Source organism: Pseudomonas sp. MYb118, assembly GCF_040947875.1.
Taxonomy (GTDB): Bacteria; Pseudomonadota; Gammaproteobacteria; order Pseudomonadales; family Pseudomonadaceae; genus Aquipseudomonas.
This window is the reverse complement of sequence record NZ_JBFRXN010000001.1, coordinates 607,733-628,532: the sequence shown is the minus strand read 5'-3', so window position 1 is coordinate 628,532 and position 20,800 is coordinate 607,733. Positions and strand designations below refer to the sequence as shown.

General features: G+C 63.5%; 18 protein-coding genes. 8 read left to right on the top strand and 10 right to left on the bottom strand.

Translation table 11 applies throughout. The annotated features are described in order from the left end of the window. The first annotated feature begins 4 nt into the window (after positions 1-4). A complete protein-coding gene (locus ABVN20_RS02990; protein ID WP_368553969.1) occupies positions 5-1,192 on the top strand; it encodes a type II secretion system F family protein in 1,188 nt (395 codons plus the stop codon). 101 nt (positions 1,193-1,293) lie between these two features. Further along, on the top strand, positions 1,294-1,896 hold the full coding sequence (locus ABVN20_RS02985; RefSeq protein WP_368553967.1) for a hypothetical protein: 603 nt from the start codon (positions 1,294-1,296) through the stop codon (positions 1,894-1,896). A 153-nt stretch (positions 1,897-2,049) separates the two neighbouring features. Here ABVN20_RS02985 and ABVN20_RS02980 read toward each other — a convergent pair whose 3' ends face one another. Further along, positions 2,050-2,946, bottom strand: coding sequence for a LysR family transcriptional regulator (locus ABVN20_RS02980; protein ID WP_368553965.1), 897 nt, complete (start codon positions 2,944-2,946; stop codon positions 2,050-2,052). A gap of 160 nt (positions 2,947-3,106) precedes the next feature. Between ABVN20_RS02980 and ABVN20_RS02975 the strand changes: the two genes are divergently transcribed. Continuing rightward, positions 3,107-4,126 (top strand): alpha/beta hydrolase, encoded by a 1,020-nt coding sequence (locus tag ABVN20_RS02975; protein WP_368553963.1) that lies wholly within the window; start codon positions 3,107-3,109, stop codon positions 4,124-4,126. 145 nt (positions 4,127-4,271) lie between these two features. Then, complete coding sequence (locus tag ABVN20_RS02970) at positions 4,272-5,699, top strand: mechanosensitive ion channel domain-containing protein (protein WP_368553961.1); 1,428 nt, start codon at positions 4,272-4,274, stop codon at positions 5,697-5,699. A 136-nt stretch (positions 5,700-5,835) separates the two neighbouring features. On the opposite strand, the gene ycaC is transcribed toward ABVN20_RS02970, so the two are convergent. The 5 genes from ycaC to ABVN20_RS02945 form a co-directional block, all read right to left on the bottom strand. Beyond that, positions 5,836-6,462 carry an isochorismate family cysteine hydrolase YcaC gene (gene ycaC / locus ABVN20_RS02965; protein ID WP_368553959.1) on the bottom strand — a complete coding sequence of 209 codons (627 nt, stop codon included), beginning with the start codon at positions 6,460-6,462 and terminating at the stop codon, positions 5,836-5,838. Positions 6,463-6,526: 64 nt separating this feature from the next. Continuing rightward, on the bottom strand, positions 6,527-8,365 hold the full coding sequence (locus ABVN20_RS02960; RefSeq protein ID WP_368553958.1) for an amidohydrolase: 1,839 nt from the start codon (positions 8,363-8,365) through the stop codon (positions 6,527-6,529). Continuing rightward, a complete protein-coding gene (locus ABVN20_RS02955) occupies positions 8,362-8,955 on the bottom strand; it encodes an antibiotic biosynthesis monooxygenase (protein WP_368553956.1) in 594 nt (197 codons plus the stop codon). The genes ABVN20_RS02960 and ABVN20_RS02955 overlap by 4 nt, the downstream gene beginning before the upstream one ends. Continuing rightward, positions 8,948-9,364 carry a DoxX family protein gene (locus ABVN20_RS02950; protein ID WP_368553954.1) on the bottom strand — a complete coding sequence of 139 codons (417 nt, stop codon included), beginning with the start codon at positions 9,362-9,364 and terminating at the stop codon, positions 8,948-8,950. Before ABVN20_RS02950 ends, ABVN20_RS02955 begins: the two co-directional genes overlap by 8 nt. A 238-nt stretch (positions 9,365-9,602) precedes the next feature. Beyond that, positions 9,603-10,520, bottom strand: coding sequence for a LysR substrate-binding domain-containing protein (locus ABVN20_RS02945; RefSeq protein WP_368553952.1), 918 nt, complete (start codon positions 10,518-10,520; stop codon positions 9,603-9,605). A gap of 135 nt (positions 10,521-10,655) precedes the next feature. Here ABVN20_RS02945 and ABVN20_RS02940 point away from each other — a divergent pair, with 135 nt between their 5' ends. Next, positions 10,656-11,087 (top strand): helix-turn-helix domain-containing protein, encoded by a 432-nt coding sequence (locus tag ABVN20_RS02940; protein WP_368553951.1) that lies wholly within the window; start codon positions 10,656-10,658, stop codon positions 11,085-11,087. 50 nt (positions 11,088-11,137) lie between these two features. Here the strand turns inward: ABVN20_RS02940 and ABVN20_RS02935 are convergent, their stop codons facing one another. Next, on the bottom strand, positions 11,138-11,713 hold the full coding sequence (locus tag ABVN20_RS02935; RefSeq protein ID WP_368553949.1) for a flavodoxin family protein: 576 nt from the start codon (positions 11,711-11,713) through the stop codon (positions 11,138-11,140). Between the two features lie 325 nt (positions 11,714-12,038). On the opposite strand from ABVN20_RS02935, the gene ABVN20_RS02930 reads away from it, so the two are divergent. Next, positions 12,039-14,843, top strand: coding sequence for a winged helix-turn-helix domain-containing protein (locus tag ABVN20_RS02930; RefSeq protein WP_368553947.1), 2,805 nt, complete (start codon positions 12,039-12,041; stop codon positions 14,841-14,843). On the opposite strand, the gene ABVN20_RS02925 is transcribed toward ABVN20_RS02930, so the two are convergent. Both ABVN20_RS02925 and ABVN20_RS02920 read right to left on the bottom strand, forming a co-directional pair. After that, positions 14,808-16,292 carry a winged helix-turn-helix domain-containing protein gene (locus tag ABVN20_RS02925; RefSeq protein WP_368553945.1) on the bottom strand — a complete coding sequence of 495 codons (1,485 nt, stop codon included), beginning with the start codon at positions 16,290-16,292 and terminating at the stop codon, positions 14,808-14,810. The two genes, ABVN20_RS02930 and ABVN20_RS02925, sit on opposite strands and share 36 nt — an antisense overlap. Positions 16,293-16,452: 160 nt before the next feature. Beyond that, positions 16,453-17,403 (bottom strand): GlxA family transcriptional regulator, encoded by a 951-nt coding sequence (locus ABVN20_RS02920; RefSeq protein WP_368553943.1) that lies wholly within the window; start codon positions 17,401-17,403, stop codon positions 16,453-16,455. 334 nt (positions 17,404-17,737) lie between these two features. Between ABVN20_RS02920 and ABVN20_RS02915 the strand changes: the two genes are divergently transcribed. Further along, complete coding sequence (locus ABVN20_RS02915; protein ID WP_368553941.1) at positions 17,738-18,460, top strand: pirin family protein; 723 nt, start codon at positions 17,738-17,740, stop codon at positions 18,458-18,460. 111 nt (positions 18,461-18,571) lie between these two features. Here ABVN20_RS02915 and ABVN20_RS02910 read toward each other — a convergent pair whose 3' ends face one another. Further along, on the bottom strand, positions 18,572-19,435 hold the full coding sequence (locus ABVN20_RS02910; RefSeq protein WP_368553939.1) for a LysR family transcriptional regulator: 864 nt from the start codon (positions 19,433-19,435) through the stop codon (positions 18,572-18,574). Positions 19,436-19,546: 111 nt separating this feature from the next. On the opposite strand from ABVN20_RS02910, the gene ABVN20_RS02905 reads away from it, so the two are divergent. Next, the gene (locus ABVN20_RS02905) at positions 19,547-20,752 is read left to right on the top strand and encodes a YbfB/YjiJ family MFS transporter (protein WP_368553938.1); all 1,206 of its coding nucleotides are present in this window, start codon (positions 19,547-19,549) and stop codon (positions 20,750-20,752) included. Positions 20,753-20,800 lie beyond the last annotated feature (48 nt).

The following is a 20,800-nucleotide window of genomic DNA, read 5'->3' as shown; positions in this document are numbered from 1 at the left end:
GCGCATGCGTTTTCATCTGAAGGCGGTGGGCAAGGCCGGCGTGGTGTCGATGAGCATCGAGGCCCAGGGTGACAGCGAAGCGCGGCGCATGGTCGAAGACCAGGGCCTGCGCGTGGTCAGCCTGCACGCCGAGCGGCACTGGCGCGCGCTGCGCCTGCAAAAGCGCGAGACCTTCAACCTGGTGCTGTTCAGCCAGGAACTGACCACCCTGCTCAATGCCGGCCTGCCGTTGATCGACGCGCTGGAAAGCCTCGCGGAAAAGGAAACCGCGCCCCAGGCGCGCAAGACCCTGAGTGAACTGGTGCGCCTGCTCTACGAGGGCAAGTCGTTCTCCCAGGCCCTGGGCCAGTTGTCGGCGGTGTTTCCGCCGCTGTACGTGGCGCTGGTGCAGTCCAGCGAAAAGACCGGCGCCGTGGGCGATGCCCTGGGACGTTATGTCAGCTATCGCCAGCGCATGGACGAGGTCCGGCAGAAGATCGTCAGTGCGTCGATCTATCCGCTGCTGTTGCTGGTGGTCGGCGGTGGCGTGGTGCTGTTCCTGATGGGCTACGTGGTGCCACGGTTCAGCCTGGTGTTCGAAGGGCTGGGCTCGGACCTGCCGTGGCTGTCGCAGATCCTGATGAGCAGCGGCATGTTCCTCCATGCCCATCAGGCGGAGTTCTTCGGTGGCCTGGCGGCGATCGTCGTCGCCCTCGCGTTCCTGCAACGACAACCAACCTTTCGTCGGGGCGTGGACCGTCTGGTCGAAAAACTTCCGGCGGTGCACCAGCGCATCGTCATGTACGAACTGGCGCGTTTTTATCGCTCGCTGGGCATTCTGTTGCAGGGCGGTATTCCCCTGGTCACCGCCATGGGCATGGTCCGCAACCTGCTCACTGTCGCCTCGCGCACACGCCTGGACGAAGCCTGCGAACGGGTGCGTGAAGGCCAGTCGCTGTCGGCCGCGCTGGAGCTCAACCAGCTGGTGACGCCGGTGTCCCTGCGCCTGCTGCGGGCCGGCGAACAGTCCGGCAACCTCGGGCAGATGATGGAGCGCAGCGCCGATTTCTACGACGAGGAAATCAGCCGCTGGATCGAATGGTTCGTGCGTTTGTTCGAGCCGTTGCTGATGACCTTCATCGGCCTGTTGATCGGCGTGATCGTGATCCTGATGTACATGCCGATCTTCGAACTGGCCTCAAGCATTCACTGACCCCGCGAATAAATTCCCGCAGTGAGGTGTTCATCGACTGACAAGCAGCGCATTGCAGCGTTTATCAACGTTCCAACCCGAAAAAGAAGACGGAGAACGACATGCACATCAACAGACTTTTACTGGCGGTCGCCATTGGCGCAGTCCTGTCGGCGTCTACCGTACTGATTCCGGACAGCCTGTCCGGCGTATCCAGCGCAATGGCCAAGGATGGGGGAAGTGGTGGCGGTGGTGGTGGGGGTCATGGAGGAGGCGGTGGTTCTGGTGGTGGCGGCGGTGGAAACGGCGGTGGCGGTGGTGGCGGTGGAAACGGCGGCGGTGGCGGAAACGGCGGTGGCGGCGGCAATGGCGGCGGCCACGGCGGTGATCACGGCGGCAGTGGTCACGGCGGCAGCGGCAGTAGCCACGGCGGCGACCATAGCGGCAACAGCGGCAGCGGCCATGACTCGGGACGCTCCGGCAACACGGCCTCTTCGGGTCGCAGCGGCACCCACAGCGAACCAGGCGATGACCATGGCGTGCATCGTTCCGGCGAAATCGGCGATGACCACGGTGTGCATCGTTCCGGTGAAATCGGCGATGACCACGGCGTACACCGCTCTGGCGAACTGGGCGACAACCATGGCGTGCACCGTGCCGGTGAAATCGGCGACGACCACGGCGTGCATGTCGGCGGCGAACCGGGTGATGACAAACGGTCCTGACCGAAGCTGATCCTTCAGTGGAAACACAACCTGTGGGAGCGAGCCTGCTCGCGATGGGGCCCTGTCAGCTAACAGAAATACTGACTGACAGACCGCCATCGCGAGCAGGCTCGCTCCCACAATGTTAGAGACACAAGTTGTACAGGTGGAGGCCTATAGACCGCCTTCCACCCCATCCAGCCGCTCGCGCAAAAACTCGATCAGCGCCTGCACCGGTCGCGAACTCTGGCGATGCTGCGGGTACACCGCCGACAGCACCAACGGCTCGGGCTGGTAATCCTCCAGCACCGGCACCAGCCGCTCTTCCTTCAGCGCCCCACCGACAATGAACGTCGGCAGGTAGGTAATGCCCATCCCGGCCACCGCCGCATCCCTGAGCACTTCACCGTTGTTGACGCGCATGCGCCCGGCGACGTTGACCGTCAACGGCTTGCCCGGCCCGGCAAAGCGCCATTGCACCTGGCGCCCATGGCCATAGGGCAGGCAGTCATGGTTGTGCAGGTCTTCAGGCTTGAGCGGCGTCCCCCGCTCGGCCAGGTACGCAGGGCTGGCGCAGTACACCCGCTGGATCACGGCAATGCGCCGGGCGATCAGCGTCGAATCCTCAAGCACGCCAATGCGCAGCGCCAGGTCATAGCCCTCGCCCAGCAGGTCCACGGGCCGGTCGCTCAAATCCACTTCCACGGTGACGTCGCGATAGCGCTGCAAAAACAACGGCAGCAGGCAGCCCAGATGCGCCAGGGCAAACGACAGCGGCGCACTCAGGCGAATGCTGCCGCGTGGCTCGGTGGTCTGCCCGGCAATGCCCTGCTCCACCTGCTCCACTTCGCCCAGCAGGCGCATGGCCGATTCGTAATAGCTCTGGCCCAGGGGCGTCACGTCCAGGCGCCGTGTCGAGCGGTTGAGCAGGCGCACGCCCAGGCGCTCTTCGAGCTGCATCAGGCGTCGGCTGACGAACTGCTTGGACAGGCCCAACTGATCGGCCGCGGCGGTAAAGCTGCCGGAGTCCATGACCTGGCAAAAAATACGCATGTCTTCGAACGGGTTCATTGTCACTCTCTGGTTGACAGTTAAACGCTTTATAGCCGCTTTTTCCTTTTCCGGCACCTTATTAATCTGTGTCCACGGTGTTGCTGAGGCCTGAACCGCAGAGCCAGCAGCCCTGACCCTTAGGTAACGAACTTCTAATTAATCAAAAAGGAATTGCACCATGAACATCGTCAAGAAAACCCTGACCGCTTCCCTCCTCGCCCTCGCTGTCGGCAACGCTTTCGCCGCGGGCAGCCCAGGTGTCGAACACAACACCCAGGCCTTCCTCGAAGCCCTCGCCGCCGGGGGTGGCAAGCCGCTCGAACAACTGAGCCCGAAAGACGCCCGTGCGGTGCTGACCGGTGCACAGAACTCGGTGAAAGTGGACCTGTCGGGTGTTGAAGTCAGCGACCGTGCGATCAAGGTCGACGGCCAGGTCATCGACCTGAAAATCGTCCGGCCGGCCAACGTCAAGGGTGACCTGCCCGTGTTCATGTTCTTCCACGGCGGCGGCTGGGTGCTGGGTGACTACCCGACTCACCAACGCCTGATCCACGACCTGGTGGTGGGCTCCGGAGCCGTCGCGGTGTACGTCAACTACACGCCTTCGCCGGAAGCGCAGTACCCGACCGCGATCAACCAGGCCTACGCCGCGACCCGTTGGGTGGCCGAGCATGGCAAGGAAATCGGCGTCGACGGCAAGCGCCTCGCGGTGGCCGGCAACAGCGTCGGTGGCAACATGGCAGCGGTGGTCGCGTTGATGGCCAAGGAACAGAAAGCCCCGGCGCTGCGCTTCCAGCTGCTGATGTGGCCGGTGACCGACGCACAGTTCGAAACCGGTTCCTACCAGCAATTTGCCGAAGGCCACTTCCTGACCAAGGGCATGATGAAATGGTTCTGGGACAACTACACCACCGACAAGGCCGAACGTGCGCAGATCCACGCCTCGCCGTTGCAGGCCAGCGCCGAACAGCTCAAGGGCCTGCCCGCCGCCCTGGTGCAGACCGCCGAGTTCGACGTGTTGCGTGACGAAGGTGAAGCCTATGCCCGTCACCTGGACGCGGCCGGTGTACCGGTTACCGCCGTGCGCTACAACGGCATGATCCACGACTTCGGCCTGCTCAATCCGCTGAGCCAGATTCCGGAAGTGAAAGCGGCGGTGCGCCAGGCGGCGTTGGAGCTCAAGACTCATCTGAACTGAGTCACGCTGTAAAAACCTGTAGGAGCGAGCTTGCTCGCGATGGCGACATGTCAGATATGCAAATGCAGCCTGACACACCGCGATCGCGAGCAAGCTCGCTCCTACAGGGGCTGTGTTCCTACCCTTGCCTTGCGGAGTCGTCCCCATGTCCTTCCTCTCCAATCACCTGCTGACTCTCAGCGCCCTGCTCCTGCTCATCGACACCGTGCTCTGGCACCTCGCGCCGTTCAAGCATCGCGTCACAAAGGTGGGTGTGCGCCTGGTGATGTTCGTGTTGTTCAACGCCATCGGCATCAACGCCGGGGTCAGTCCGTTGCAGGCGCCGTCGTTCGTCGATGATCGCGTGGCGCAACTGGGGGCCACGGCCCTGGGGATTCTCTGGTGGCTGTACGCTGCGCGGGCACTGACCGAGGTGATCGGCCTGGTGCTGATGCGGCGCATCGGCCATAGCGGCCGCCTGCTGCAGGACGTGATCGGCGCGCTGGTGTTTCTCGCCGCCAGCGTTGCCGCTGCCGGTTACGTGCTGGAGTTGCCGGTCAAGGGGTTGCTGGCGACCTCCGGGGTGGTGGCGATCGTGGTCGGTCTGGCGTTGCAGAGCACCTTGAGCGACGTGTTTTCCGGCATCGTGCTCAACACCACCAAGCCGTATCAGGTGGATGACTGGATTGTGATCGACGGCGTGGAAGGCAAGGTGGTCGATATCGACTGGCGCGCCACGCACCTGCTGACCGGCGCCGGCACCACCGCCGTGGTGCCCAACTCGGTGGCGGCCAAGGCGAAGATCGTCAACCTGAGCCGGCCGAACAACATGTTCGGGGTGTCGATCAGCATCCACATTCCCAACAACATTCGTCCGCGCCGGGTGCTGGACGCCCTGGAGCGCACATTGCGCGGCAGCAGCCGTCTGCTGGCCAGCCCGGCGCCCAAGGCGGTGCTCAAGGAAGCGGGCGAAACCATGTCCGAGTACGTGGTCAGCGGCTTCATCGCCGAACTGGGCAAGAAAAGCGAAGTGCGCAATCAACTGTTCGACCTGGCGCATCGGCACCTCGAAGCAGCAGGCATTTCGCGTCGGCTCGACGGCGTGATCGAACCGGCCACCCGCGCCCGCTCGCTGCTCGACGAGGTGAAGATTTTCCGTTCCCTGAGCGAGGACGAACGCGACCAGATGGCCCAGTCCATGGTGGCCCAGCAATACGCGGCCGGCCAGGTCGTGCTGGAGCTGGACGAAGTACCGGACAGCCTGATGGTCATCGCCACCGGCGTGGTCAGCGCCACCGTACCGGACGGCAACGGGCACACCGAAGCCGGGCGCATGGGCCCCAGTGAAGTGATGGGCGAACAGAGCATCCTCGGCGACACCCCTTCCCAGGCGACATTCACCACGCTGACCTCGTGCATCATCTACCGCATCGACAAGGCGCTGGTGCGCGGCTGCATGGAGCAGCGCGTGGAAGTGGGCCGGGCATTGAACAAGTTGCAGGCGGTGCGCACGCAGAACAGCCGATTGGCGTTGATGGCCAAGCCTGCGCCGATCAAGAAGGGCGGGTTTCTGAGCTGGATGCAGAAGAAATGAGTGTGTGATCCGCAAGATGGAGACAAACAACTGTAGGAGCGGGCTCGCCCGCGATGGCGGTGGGTCAGACAAGTAAATGTTGACTGACACATCGCCATCGCGGGCAAGCCCGCTCCCACAGGGGGAGGCGGCGTGGTTATTTCGCAGTGAAGGCCGAGTAGCTGTTCATCAGGTTGCGGTAGTTCGGGATGCGCTGGGACAACAGGTTGGCCAGGCCTTCCATGTCGTTGCGCCAGTCGCGCTGCAGTTCGCAGGCTACGGCGAACCAGTTCACCAGTTGTGCACCGGCGGCGGTCATACGGGCCCATGCAGCTTGCTGGACGACGTCGTTGAAAGTACCGGAAGCGTCGGTCACGACGAAAACGTCGAAGCCTTCTTCCAGGGCGCAAAGGGTCGGGAACGCCACGCAGACGTCAGTCACAACGCCAGCGATGATCAGTTGCTTGCGACCGGTCGCCTTGATCGCCTTGACGAAGTCTTCGTTGTCCCAGGCATTGATCTGGCCTGGACGAGCGATGTACGGCGCATCCGGGAACATTTCTTTCAGCTCTGGCACCAGCGGGCCGTTCGGGCCGGATTCGAAGCTGGTGGTCAGGATGGTTGGCAGGTTGAAGAACTTGGCGCAGTCGGCCAGGGCCAGGACGTTGTTCTTGAACTCGTTCGGCGAGAAATCCTGCACCAGCGAGATCAGGCCGGTCTGGTGGTCGACCAGCAGGACAACCGCATCGTCTTTGTTCAGGCGTTTGTACGGAACGTTGCTCATGTGAAGCTCCTCGATGGATGGGTGTTACAGGAGCGCCGGCACGCAAGGCCAGCGCCATTTTTAATCAGAACGCGAAGCACGAGCAGCCGAAGGCGCCCCAGAAGCCGGCGAAATCGCTGACCGGCACGTTCGACATCCGCGCGCGATCATGGCTGTGCGCATGCACGCCGCACGGCCCGCTGCAATGGTGAACCTGGGCCTGCATCGGCGAAGTCGGACGCCAGTGGCCCGGGACTTTCGCCACCGGCGACCAGTCCGGCAGCACCGGCACACTGGCCGGCCCGAGTTTTTCGAAGTCGCCAGCGGCGTACACCACCTTGCCGCCGACCACGGTCAGCACCGACTCGATCCACTTGATCGCTTCTTCCTCGACGCTGAAGAAGTCCGCGCTCAGGGCGGCGACGTCAGCCAGTTGGCCGACCTTGATCATGCCTTTCTTGCCCTGCTCGGAAGAGAACCAGGCGCTGCCGTGGGTGAACAGTTCCAGCGCAGTGCTGCGTGGCAGCCCTTCGGCGTGCAGTTCCAGGCCGCCGACGGTGCGGCCGCTGACCATCCAGTACAGCGAAGTCCACGGGTTGTAGCTGGACACGCGAGTGGCATCGGTGCCGGCACCCACCGGCACGCCTTCGGCCAGCATGCGCTTGATCGGCGGGGTGGCTTCGGCCGCCTTGGCGCCGTAGCGCTCGACGAAGTATTCGCCCTGGAACGCCATGCGGTCCTGGATCGCGATGCCACCGCCCAGCGCCCTCACCCGCTCGATGTTCTGCGGGGTGATGGTTTCGGCGTGGTCGAAGAACCACGGCAGGCCATTGAACGGGATGTCACGGTTGACCTTCTCGAACACATCGAGCATGCGGCTGATGGATTCGTTGTAGGTGGCGTGCAGGCGGAACGGCCAGCGCTGCTCGACCAGGTGGCGCACCACCGGCTCCAGCTCGTCTTCCATGGTTTGTGGCAGGTCCGGACGTGGCTCGAGGAAGTCCTCGAAATCCGCCGCCGAGAACACCAGCATTTCGCCGGCGCCGTTGTGGCGCAGGAAGTCGTCGCCCTGGTGCAGGGTCACGCTGCTGGTCCAGTTCTTGAAGTCGGTCAGCTCTTCCTTGGGCTTCTGGGTGAACAGGTTGTAGGCGATGCGCACGGTCAGCTGCTGGTCCTTGGCCAACTGCTCGATCACCTGATAATCGTCCGGGTAGTTCTGGAAACCACCGCCGGCATCAATGGCGCTGGTCAGGCCCAGACGGTTGAGTTCACGCATGAACTGACGCGTCGAGTTGACCTGATATTCCAGCGGCAGCTTCGGCCCCTTGGCCAGGGTCGAGTACAGAATCATGGCGTTGGGACGCGCCACCAGCATGCCGGTCGGCTCGCCGTTGGAGTCACGCACGATCTCGCCACCCGGCGGGTTCGGCGTGTCCTTGGTGTAGCCGGCCACGCGCAGCGCGGCGCGGTTGAGCAAGGCGCGGTCGTACAGGTGCAGGACGAACACTGGGGTGTCCGGCGCCGCCTGGTTGAGTTCGGCCAGGGTCGGCATGCGCTTTTCGGCGAACTGGAATTCGTTCCAGCCACCGACCACCCGCACCCATTGTGGCGTCGGCGTGCGGTCGGCCTGCTCCTTGAGCATGCGCAGCGCATCGGCCAGCGACGGCACGCCTTCCCAGCGCAGTTCGAGGTTGTAGTTCAGGCCGCCACGGATCAGGTGCAGGTGCGAGTCGTTGAGGCCCGGGATCACGCAGCGACCCTTGAGGTCGATGACCTGGGTGGCTGAACCGCGCAGGGCCATGGCCTCGGCGTCGGTGCCCACCGCGACGAAGCGACCATCGCTGATGGCGACGGCGCTGGCGCGTGGGTTTTCCCGGTCAACCGTATGAAATTGACCATTGAACAGAATCAGATCGGCGTTCATCGCGTTTCCTTGGAGGGAGTGGAAGAGGACAACCAGGGGGCGAACAGGCGTGTCGCCAGGGGCATGAACAGGTAGCACACCGACAACACGATGGTCAGCGTGATCAGGAACGTGGCGACCACGTAGTTGGACAGCCAGGCATTGAGCTTGAGGAGCGGGCCCCACAGCATCGGCACCAGCAGGGTGTGCGGCAGGATCACCACCAGCGTGACGAACGCCTGCTTCCAGCGTGGTGGCGGTGGCGGCGCGTTGTCGGCGGTCGGTGCGAACCAGAACTCATTGACCGGGTTGACCTCGGTCTGGTCGCCATCGGCGAGCATCGGCGCGGCTTCGTTGACCAACTGCATGCGTTGCGGTGAGTCGAGCCAGCGCTGCATCGCTTCGGTGCTGCTGAAACGCAGTACGCAGGTAAACAGGTCGAGGCCGGCGTTCTTGCCGCGAATCACGTCCACGCCCAGGTGGCCTTCCTGCTGCCCGGCGATGCTGACGATGTTGCGTAACCAGGCTTCGTAGGGCACCTCGAACCCGGGTTTGATCCGGTGTTTGATGACCAGGGTCACGACTTCGTCGAAACGGTTGGATTCAGGCATAACGTAAAGCTCCGGTGAAACGGACATTGAGCGCGAGCCGTCCAGGCCCGGCGATAAGAACGCTGCCAAACAGCAGCAGCAACAGCCAGCCGAACTGCCCTTCTTCGATGCTCCACTGCGGGTGCACCACCAGCAGCGCAATCAAGAGGACACACAGGATCGGCAGGCACGCCAGGCGCACCAGTACTCCGGCGATGATCAACAGCGGGCACAGCACCTCGGCAAAGATCGCCAGCATCAGGGTGATGTGGGCGCCCAGGTGGAACGGGTCTTCGATCATCTGCAACTGCGCGGTGTAGTTAAGCAGCTTGGGCAGACCGTGCACCCACAGCAGGAACAGGCTGGCGCTGACACGCAAAAAAAACAGCCCGAAAGCCTGGGCCTGTTCATCCGCTCGCGAAACGTTCATGGGCTACCTGCACGACTGAAAACCACGGGCGCCGATGCGCCACAACGTGAAGGAATAATGCGGGGATGGGGGGAGGGAAAATTGGATGTACGTGCTTAGTTTTGCGGAGGGTGCCCGCGCGCGCCCCCCCCTGTAGGAGCGAGCTTGCTCGCGATTGCGCAATGTCAGTCAACGTATCCGCGTCTGACCCACCGCTATCGCGAGCAAGCTCGCTCCTACAGGGAAGATGTTGAAGACATCAATCGATCGGCAACGGCCGCGACATGAATTCGCTGATGCGCGAGCGCAGCCAGCGTTCGGCCGGGTCGTTGTCGTGTACGCCGCTCCAGGCCATCGACAGTTGCGCGGCGGCAATCGGGAACGGTGGGTCTTCGGCGCGCAGTGCACAGCCTTCGACCAGGGCACAGGCGGCGTAGTCCGGCACGGTGGCGATCATTTCGGTGCCGGCCAGCAACGCGCGCAAGCCGCTGAACTGCGGCACACCGAGCACCACCCGGCGGGTGCGGCCGATCTTCGCCAAGTCCAGGTCGATGTTGCCGGAGAGGTCGCCGGAAAACGACACCATCGCATGCGGTCGCTCGCAGTACTCGTCCAGGGTCAACGGCCCCGGCCGCTTGTCGCCACGCAGCACCTTGCAGGGAATGTCACGCAGCTTCTTGCACTTGGCATTGGCCGGCAGGTCGGTGGTGTAGCTCACCCCCACGGAGATTTCGCCCGAGGCCAGCAAGGTCGGCATCAACAGGTAGTTGGCACGCCGCACGACGACGATGATCCCCGGCGCCTCCTCCTGCAACTGGCGCAGCAACGGTGGAAACAGACCGAACTCGGCGTCGTCCGACAGGCCGATGCGAAACACATCGTTGCTGGTCGCCGGGTCGAATTCCTTGGCCCGGCTGACCGCGCCGGAGATCACGTCCATCGCCGGCTGCAACTCCTTGAGAATCGCCAGCGCCCGCGCCGTCGGCTCCATACCGCGACCGTTGCGCAACAGCAGCGGATCGTCGAACAGGTCGCGCAAACGACCGAGGGCCGCACTCACCGCCGGCTGCCCCATGAACAGTTTTTCGGCGACCCGGGTCAGGTTCTTCTCGAACATCAGGGCCTCGAAAATCACCAGCAGGTTCATGTCGACGCGGCGCAGATCGTTACGGTTCATGGGCAAGGCTTTCCTTTTTTTTAATGCGTCGGACTTTACGCGATCTCGTATGCACATCGACACAATTAACAACGTTTAACTCGCCTGGCAGAGGCCCCCGACCAAGAATGAAGTTCACCGACACGGACATTTGTTATGGCCCATTCTCAGCAGAACACCGCCTGTTTGGCCGTTACGCAAGCGCCGAAAAAAACCACGGGTGGCCTGACGCCCTGGCGTGAAGCCCTGGCCAAGCAGTTGATCCTGGAACGCCTGGGCGAGGCCATCGAGGTCAGTGACCTGGCCCGCGCCTGCGCCCTCTCGCGCAGTCATTTCTCCCGCGCGTTCAAGTGCAGCACCGGCCTTTCGCCGCAGGACTGGATCCGTCAGCAGCGCATCGCAAGGGCCAAGCAATTGATCCAGGACACCGACCGCAGCCTGACGCAAATCAGCCTTGAATGCGGCTTCTGCGACCAGGCCCATTTCTGCCACATCTTCACCCGCAGCGAAGGCATCAACCCGTTCGCCTGGCGCTGCCGCACCGTGCGCGCCCTGCCCCACCACGCCCCCCAGTTTCACGCACGCTGACCCTGCGCCACCGGCGCAGGGTCAGCCGTAAAGCACCCGGAAAAACCTGATCAGACGGGCGGATGCCCCATGCGCTCGGCCAGCCGCGCCACTCGCTCACCCAGGTGTGCGGCGGTGCAGCGGTCTTCGGCAGGCGGGGCCAATTCTGGCGGTTGTTCGACGTTCGATTGCGCCATGGCACCCAGCGAGCTGCCCAGGCGATTCATCTGCCCGTCGAACGCCCCGCCGCCGGAGCGGGCCGGCAATACGTCGAGCCCGACCCAGATCATCGAATGCTGAGCGGCGAACACCGCCATCTGCAACAAGGTGTTGAGCTTGTCGCCGCACAGGCTGCCGGAATTGGTGAAGCCCGCCGCGAGCTTGTCGCGCCACGGCTGGGTCAGGTAGAACGCCGAGGTGGCTTCCATGAAGGCCTTGAAGCGCGCCGAGGCGCTGCCCATGTAGGTCGGCGCACCAAAAATGATCGCGTCGGCGTTGTGCAAACGCTCCCACTGCTGGTCGACGTCTTCCACCGAAATCAACAGGCAGGTGCTGCCCGGGTGGCGTTCAACCCCCTGGGCCACGGCCTCGGCAATGACGCGGGTGTGCCCGTAGCCACTGTGATAGACCACTACCACGCTGCTCATTGCGGCGTCCTCATGACGAACCATTCCTTTTGCAACCAGGTCACGCCGTCAGTCGGGTTGCGCCCGACCGATGGGCGTTGAAGATGCAGAGTTTTGGGCGTAGACCGGACCCAGCACGAGTTAAATGTTGTTAATTTTTCCTGGCGCCCCAAATGCCTTGGCATCACCCATGCACGCGGCGCAGCCGGTCTATTCGCGCGGTCGGAAAAGCCCGGCGGCGCATCGGCACCGCACGGGCATTGGCCCGCACATTGCTTTGCAACAAAAACCTGATAAAAATGCTCGGGTTATACGTACCAGACGGCTGCAAGCAGGAGCACCTCCATTGACCCCACCCCACGCCCAGGCGATCCATTTCGGTCCCTACCGGATCTATCCCGGACAACGTCTGGTCATGGAAGCCGATCAACCGGTGCGCCTGGGCCGACGCGCCATGGACATCCTGCTGATCCTGCTGGAACACGCCGGCAACGTGGTGAGCAAACAGACGCTGATCGCTGGCGTCTGGCCCAACAGTGTCGTCGAAGACATCAACCTGCGAGTGCACATGGCCGCCTTGCGCAAGGCGCTGGGCGATGGTCAGGCCGGGCAACGCTACATCGTCACCGTGGCGCAGCGTGGTTACAGCTTCGTGGCGCCGTATTCGCTGGAGCATGGCGAACAACCGGCCACCCCGCCCGCACCAACACCTGGCGGTCATAACCTGCCGTTGCGGCGCACCCGCATGATCGGCCGGCAGACCCTGGTCGACAACCTGGTGACCCAGTTGCCGCGCCAGCGCTTCATCACCCTGGTGGGGCCCGGCGGAATCGGCAAGACCACCGTGGCCCTGCGGGTCGCCGAGCAACTGATCGGGCGCTACAGCGACGGCATCCTGCTGCTGGACCTGGCGCCGATCAACAAACCGGCGATGATTACCACACACCTGGCCAACCTGCTCGAACTGTCGTTGCACGAGGGTGAAACGTTCAGCGAACTCGGCGCCTTCCTGCGTGAGCGGCAAATGCTGCTGGTGATCGACAATTGCGAACACCTGATCGACACCGTGGCCCTGCTGTGTGAAAACCTGCTGCGCGCCGCACCGCAGATCCACATCCTGGCCACCAGCCGTGAAGGCCTGCGCGCTGAAGGCGAATTCGTGCAACGCCTGGAATCGCTGGACTGCCCGCCCCCCATCGCGGTGCTCGATCGCGCCCAGGCCATGACGTTTTCGGCGCTGCAACTGTTTGCCGAACGGGCGATGACCAGTCACGACAGTTTTGAACTGAGCGACGCTGAATTGCCGCTGGCGATCGAGATCTGCCAGCGCCTGGACGGCATCCCGCTGGCGATCGAACTGGCGGCGGCGCAGGTCGGTCCCCTGGGTTTGAGCGGTTTGCTCAAGCAACTGCAAGGCAGCTTCCGCCTGCTGACCCAGGGTTGCCCGGCGGTGCTGGGCCGGCACCAGACCCTGCGGGCCACGCTGGACTGGAGCTTCGAACTGCTCAGCGCCTGCGAGCAGACCTGCCTGCGTCGCCTGGGCATGTTCCGCGGCAGTTTCACCCTGGAATCGGCCGCCGCCGTGATCGGCGGCGAACACATTGAACCGCGCGAGGTGTTCGGTTCGATCACGCAACTGGTGGCCAAGTCCTTGCTGAACGTCGAGGTCGGCGACGAGGACGTGTTCTACCGTTTACTCGACACCACCCGCAGTTATGCCCTGGAAAAACTCGGCCTGGCTTCCGATCTGCCGGGTACCCGCGAACGCCACGCCGAACGCTGCCTGGCCTTGATGGAACAGGCCCGCGACGACTGGGAGCGGATACCGACGGCGATGTGGATCGAGCGTTATGCCCGCAGCCTGGAAGACATCCGCTCGGCGCTCGACTGGGGCTTGACCACCCAGGGCCCTCAAGGCCTGGCGATCCGCCTGACCGCCACGTCTACGCCGCTGTGGCAGGAACTGTCACTGCTCAAGGAACACGGCCAGTACGTGCGCAAGGCGCTGGCCCTGTTGCAGGCGGCCGCCGAGCCCAGCCCCAAGGTGGAAATCGCCCTGCAACTGGCGCTCGGCAGCTCCTGCTACCACACCCAGGGCCCCACGCCGGAAACCATCGAAGCGTTCGTCAACGCGCGGGTCCTGGCGCGGCAATGCAACGACATCGCCGGCCAACTGCGGGCGGTGTCCGGGCACATGGCGGTCAATCTGTGTTGCGCCCATTATCAATTGGCCCTGGAGCAGAGCCAGCAATTCGACCGCCTGGGCCTGCATGGCGACGCCGTGCTGTCGCTCAGCACCCAGCGCCTGCGGGTGCTGGCGCTGCACTTTGCCGGGGATCAGGCACAAGCGCGGGTGGATGCCGAGCAGGTACTGCAACGCATGGCCCAGAGCGGCCACCTCAATCGTTTCACCCACGGTTTTGGCGTGCAGTACGACCAGAGCGTCGCGTCGCTGACCATCCTGGCGCGTATTCTCTGGCTGCAAGGTCAACCCGAGCAGGCCTGGCGCACCGCCCGGCAGGCGCTGGACATCGCGCTACAGATCAATCACGGCACGTCGATCTGCTACACCCTGGCCCTGGCCGGTTGCCTGATCGCCCACTACAACGGCGACACTCGCAGCGCGCGCGAACTGCTGCGGCTGTTGCTGGAGCAGGCGCAGAAACACTCGGTGCCGCTGTTCTACACCTGGGCCAGGCATTACGCCCAAGTGATCGACCGCGACGAAGCGCGCCTGCCATTCAAACCCAGCGTGGGCTTGATCAAGGACCTGCTGATCACTCTGGACAGCACGTTCATCGACGATGATCTGATACAACGCGCCGACACCGGCATCGCCGGCTGGAACACGGCGGAAATTCTCCGGGCCAGGGCCGAAGCCCTGCTGGCCGAAGATTACCTGTTGAATAACCAGGCCGCCGAGGACCTGTTGATCCGGGCGCTGAACGTGGCGAAACAACAGGGTGCGCTGGCCTGGGAGCTGCGCAGCGCCACCTCGCTGGCGCAACTGTGGCAGCGCCAGGGTCGTCAGCAGCAGGCCCACACGCTGTTGGCGCCGATCTTCTACCGTTTCACCGAGGGTCATGCCACGCCGGACCTGGTGAAAGTGCGGCGACTACTCGACCAGTTGCAGCCCCACCGGCCCCTTTGAATCCAGGGAAGTCTGGCTGATGTAGCGCGCATAGCGCATCTCGACAGCGCGCAGTTCGCCGCTGCTTTCGAGCTTTTCCAGGGCATAGCTGCGAGTGGTGTTGAGGAAACGGTAGCGGGCCGGGCCGCCGCCCTGCTCCACCGAGAGCAGCGACTTGCGCACCAGGCTTTGCAAGCTTTCCATCAGCCGTGCCGGCACCAGCGCCGGGCAACCGAGCACGCCAATCGCCGCGTCCAGAGTAAAGGCTTTCTTGAACACCGCCAGACGCTGCAACACCACTTGCTCCTGCGGGCTGAGCTGGTCGTAGCTCCAGTCCAGCGCGGCTTCGAGGGTCTGATGGCGCGGTACGGCGGTACGGCGCCCCTGGGACAGCAGCTGCAAACAGTTATCGAGCTGGGCCTGCACCCCGACCAGCGCCAGCGCATCGACTTGCCCCGCCGCCAGCTCGATGGCCAGCGGCAGGCCGTCGAGGCGGCGGCAGATTTCGCCCACGGTCGCCAGGTCCTGCTCGCGCAGAGCGAACCCTTGTTGACGGGCGCGGGCACGACTGACGAACAGTTGCACCGCCGAATAACCCATGGCCTCGTTCACGCTGTGCAGCGCCGACCTCGGCGGGACCGTCAGTGGCGGCAAGGCCTGGACGTTTTCACCCTGCACCTGCAACGGCTCGCGACTGGTGACCAGCACCGACAGGCGCGGCGACGATTGCAGCAGGGTTTCCACCAGCGTTCGGCAACGCTCGTGCAGGTGTTCGCAATTGTCCAGCACCAGCAGTGCATGCCAGTCGGCCAGGGATGCCAGCGTGGTGCCGACTTCCAGTTCGAGGACACGGCTCAGGTGATCTTCCACTTGCGCCGGGTCATCGACTGCCGTCAGATCGACCAGCCAGACGCCGTCGCGATAATGCTGCAACAGCAGTTCGGCCACGCGCAGCGCCACGGTGGTCTTGCCCATGCCGCCGGGGCCGACCAGGCTCATGAGTCGAGAAACCGGCAATTGGCGCACCAGGCTGGCCACCAGCGAGTCGCGCCCGGTGACCGGTGTCAGCCGTGCCGGCAGGTTGTGCTGAATCCTCAGCGCGCAGTCGAGCGGGACCTCGGTGCCGACGGGTGCATATCGCACCGGGGCAATGAAGCGATAACCGCGTTGCGGCACATTGTCGATGTAGCGTTGCCCGTTCTGCCCATCCCCCAGGGCACGACGCAAAGCGGCAATGTGCACGCGCAGGTTGATGTCCTCGACCACCGACGTCGGCCACACCCGGGCAATCAATTCGTCCTTGCTGACGATATCGCCTGCGTGCTCGACCAACACCTGGAGAATGTCCAGGGCGCGGCCGCCCATGCGCAGCGGTCGGTCATCCTCGAGGATCAACCGTTGCCGCAGATGAAAGGCGTAGGGACCGAAATGCAGCACGGTCTCGGTGTTCAACTGTCTGAGACTGTTCATGCGCGTTCATCGGGCAAACCCGTGATAGCTCAATGACATACGGGCGCCCTGCACCTCCTTGCAAAACGTTCACCGGTATATTGGCAGCCATCGGTGACGGAAAAACGGCCAAAGGGGGAGCGTCACGGCCATCACGGTGCGCACAACGGACATATCAGCGTCAACTGAACTGCTCGCGGTACTGCGCCGGGGTCAGGCCGAGTTTTTCGCCGAACAGAAAGCGCATGTGCCGGACACTGCCGAAGCCGCTCTTGAACGCCACAGTCTTGAGCGGCAGCTCGGTGGTTTCCAGCAGGTTCCTCGCGCAGTCGATGCGCGCGCTTTGCAAAAACTCCATCGGTGTCATGTTCACCTCCCGGGCGAACACCCTGGCGAAATGCCGCGGGCTCATGGTGGCCAGGCCCGCCAGACGCTCGATGCTGAACGCTTCGTCGAGGTGTTCGAGCATGTAATTCTGCACCCGGGTCACCGCGGTTTCCTGGGGCGCGACCGCGGCCATCAACGGGCTGAACTGCGCCTGCCCGCCCTGGCGCTTCATCACCACCAGCAACACCTTGGCCACGTCCTGGGCAACCTTCTTGCCATGGTCTTCGGCAACCACGGCGAGCGCCAGGTCGATGCCGGCCGTGACGCCACCGGAGGTCATCAGGTTGCGGTCCTGCACGAAAATCTGGTCGGTTTCCACCGTGGCCTTGGGGAAGCCCTTGATCAGCCGTTCGGTGTAATGCCAGTGGGTGGTGACCCGATAACCGTCGATCAACCCGGCATGCCCGAGCACAAAGGCACCGGTGCAGATCGACCCATAGGCCCTGGACCGTCCGACGTTGTGCCTGAGCCATTCGAGCAGCGGCGGATGCTTTTCGTTGTAGGCACCGGGGCCGCCGGGTATGAGCAGCAGGTCATAACCATCGCAGGCCTGGTCGATGTGCAGGTCGGCCTGCACGTTCACTCCGTTGGAGGCACGCAACGCACCGGGCACGGTGCCGATGGTCGACAGCACGTAATGGTCATCCGGCTTGAGGTAACGATTGGCGATGGAGAACACCTCCATGGGCCCGGCCATGTCGAGCAGGAGAAAGTCGGGGAACAGCACCATTGCCACGGTTTTCATGGGTTGCACATCACTGAAAATTCAAAAAAGTCTTCGGGCCCAGGTGCGCAGATGCACTGTGGGAGCGAGCCTGCTCGCCATGACGGTGTCAACTGCAACCTGTTGTGACTGACACGCCGCCATCGCGAGCAGGCTCGCTCCCACAGGGATTACACATTCAGGCACCGATCATGGCGAGCATTATGGCCCAGCTCTACAGCCCAGCGCTGCCCGCACATCACTGTCAACTCAAAGGAGACAGTATTTCAATTTTCATCTACTTATTGCACCACAGGATAACCATTAACCTTCTCCTCACTCGGACGAATCAACGTCCAACACAGGAGATTCCATCATGCTGACCCTTCGTAAAGCTTCTGATCGCGGCATGGCCAATCATGGCTGGTTGAAGTCGTTCCACACCTTCTCCTTCGCCAATTACCGCAACCCACGGGAGCAGGGTTTTTCCGACCTGCTGGTGATCAACGATGACCGCGTCGCTGCCGGCAAGGGCTTTGGCCAACACCCGCACCGCGACATGGAGATCTTCTCCTACGTGCTCGAAGGCGCCCTGGAACACAAGGACACCCTGGGCACCGGTTCGGTGATCCGTCCGGGCGACGTACAACTGATGAGTGCCGGCAGCGGCGTGGCCCACAGCGAGTTCAACCACTCGGCGACCCAGGGCGTGCACTTCCTGCAAATCTGGATCGTACCGGACGTCAGTGGCGCCAAGCCGCGCTACCAGCAGGAGCATTTCAGCGCCGAGAAAAAACGCGGACGCCTGCAACTGATCATTTCCCCGGAAGGGAAACACGGCTCGCTGAAAGTGCGCCAGGATGCGCGGGTCTACGCCGGACTGTTCGACGGCAAGGAAAGCGCCACCCTGGAACTGGCCGCCGACCGTTATGCCTACGTGCACGTGGCCCGTGGCAGCGTCGAACTCAACGGCGTGCAATTGCAGGAAGGCGATGGCGTGCGGGTGCGCAATGAACAGCTGTTGAACCTGAGCAACGGCGTGGATGCCGAAGTGCTGGTGTTCGATTTGCGTGCGCAGGAGTTGCCGGAAATGCCATGAGGCATTTCTCCCCCCTGTAGGAGCGAGCTTGCTCGCGATGGCGATACATCAGTCACATAGAGGTTGGCTGACACACCGCCATCGCGAGCAAGCTCGCTCCTACAGGAGAATCTAGGCAAACACCTCGACAATCTCATCAATCACTGCGCGCACCCTCGCGGTGTGCCGCAGGTCGGCGTGGGTGACCAGCCACACGTCGTAGGGCAAGGGTCGCGTGCGCTCCGGCCACAACCTGACCAGCCCGTCCCTCTCGCCCATGTACACCGGAATCTCCCCCAAGCCGATCCCCGCGGCAATTGAGCGCCGCACCAGCAGGCTCGAACTCAGGCTCGCGACAATGCGCCCTCGCCCCGGCGGTTCCGCCACCAGGGTCAGTTCCCGGTTGCCCTGCATGTATGGCTGATACACCACCAGGTCATGCCCCTCGAACGCCGAGCCCGGCGCGGGTACGCCGTGGGCGTCGATGTAGGCTTGCGAGGCGAACAGCCCCACCGGCCAACGGGCGATGCGCCGGGCGATCAGGTCCGGGTTGTCCGGCCGGGTGTTGCGCACGGCAATGTCCGCCTCGCGCTTGGACAGGCTCAGGATATTGGTCGAGGCATCCAGTTGCACCCGCACCTCGGGGTGGCGCTGGTGCAGCCGGGCAATCGCCGGGATCAGGAAGTCGATGGCCATCGAATCGGTGGTGCTGACCCGCACGGTCCCGGTCAGGCGATCGTCGAGGCCTTGAATGCGCCGTTGCAGCTCCAGCGCCGAATGCTCCATTTTCTCCACGGCCTGCAACGCCGCTTCACCGACGGCGGTCAGCGCGTACCCTTCGGAAGTGCGCAGAAACAGCGTGGCATTCAGGGTCTTTTCCAGCGCCGACACCCGACGCCCCACCGTCGCCTGATCCACCCCCAGCACCCGCGCGGCACCGCGCAAGGTCGACTCCCGGCACACCGCGAGAAAAACCCGCGCGTCATCCCAATTCATGCTGTTCCCCTGTGATGCATTTACGCATCACTCTAGCGCAAAATCGCTGCGTAATTGCACCAATGAAACTGGATAAGCTGAGCGCAAGAGAAATTCCACAGGACGGTTCCCATGCTCACTCCCTCCGCCCCACCCCGCAGCGCGGTCTGGCTGCCGATCTTCGCCGGCCTGTGCGCCAGCCTGGTCAGCATCGGCCTGGCACGGTTTGCCTACACGCCCTTGATTCCCTCGTTGATCCAGGCGCAATGGTTCTCTGCCAATGATGTGGTCTACCTTGGCGCGGCCAACCTGGTCGGTTACCTGATCGGCGCCCTGATCGGTCATCCCCTGGCTCGCCGCACCTCCAACACGACGGCATTGCGCCTGATGATGCTGGCGGTGACGGCGGCGTTTTTTGCCTGTGGCTTCCCATTGTCGGTGGGCTGGTTCTTCGGCTGGCGCCTGCTGTCGGGCATCGCCGGTGGCGCGATCATGGTGCTCGTGGCCGCAACGGTGCTGCCGCATGTGCCGGCCTCGCGCCGGGGCCTGGCCAGTGGCGCGATCTTTCTGGGCATCGGCCTGGGCATTGCCGGGTCCGGGACCATCGTCCCGCCGCTGCTGAGCCTTGGCTTGCAGGACACCTGGTTTGGCCTGGGCCTGTTGTCCCTGGTGCTGACCGCCGCGAGCTGGTTCGGTTGGCCTGCGACTTCGCACACGGCGACGCCCACCACTTCGGCTGATAAAACCCCGGTCGATCCGCAAGTGTATCTGCTGTTCGCCCAGTACGCGTTCATGGCGGCCGGGCTGGTGCCCGCCATGGTGTTCCTCGTCGATTACGTCGCTCGTGGCCTCGGTGCCGGGCCGCACGTGGGGGCGCTGATCTGGGTGATGTATGGCCTGGGTGCGATCATCGGCCCGGTCAGCTACGGCTTTCTCGCCGACAAACTGGGGGCGCGGTGGAGCATCCGCCTGGTACTGGTGGTGCAGGCCATCGCCGTTGGCCTGCTGGCGATCTCCAGTTCCTTTACTGCGTTGGCGGTGCTCGCGGTGATCATCGGTGCCTTCCCGCCCGGCATCGTGCCGTTGGCGCTGGCCCGGGTGCATGAGCTGATCCCACAGCACCACCAGCAACAGATTGCCTGGAGCCGTGCCACCGTATCGTTCGCCACCTTCCAGGCGCTGGCCGGCTTCGCCTATTCGGCAATGTTCAATGCCAGCGGCGGACACCACCAACTGTTGTTCATCATTGCCGCCGGTGCGATCGTGATAGCGCTGCTGCTGGAACAGGGCATGCGCCTGGTCAAGCGGGGTGATCGGTTACACCCGGCACTGAACTGAGTCACTGATGCCTTCATGCGGTCCCACTTGAAAGAAACCTTGCAGACA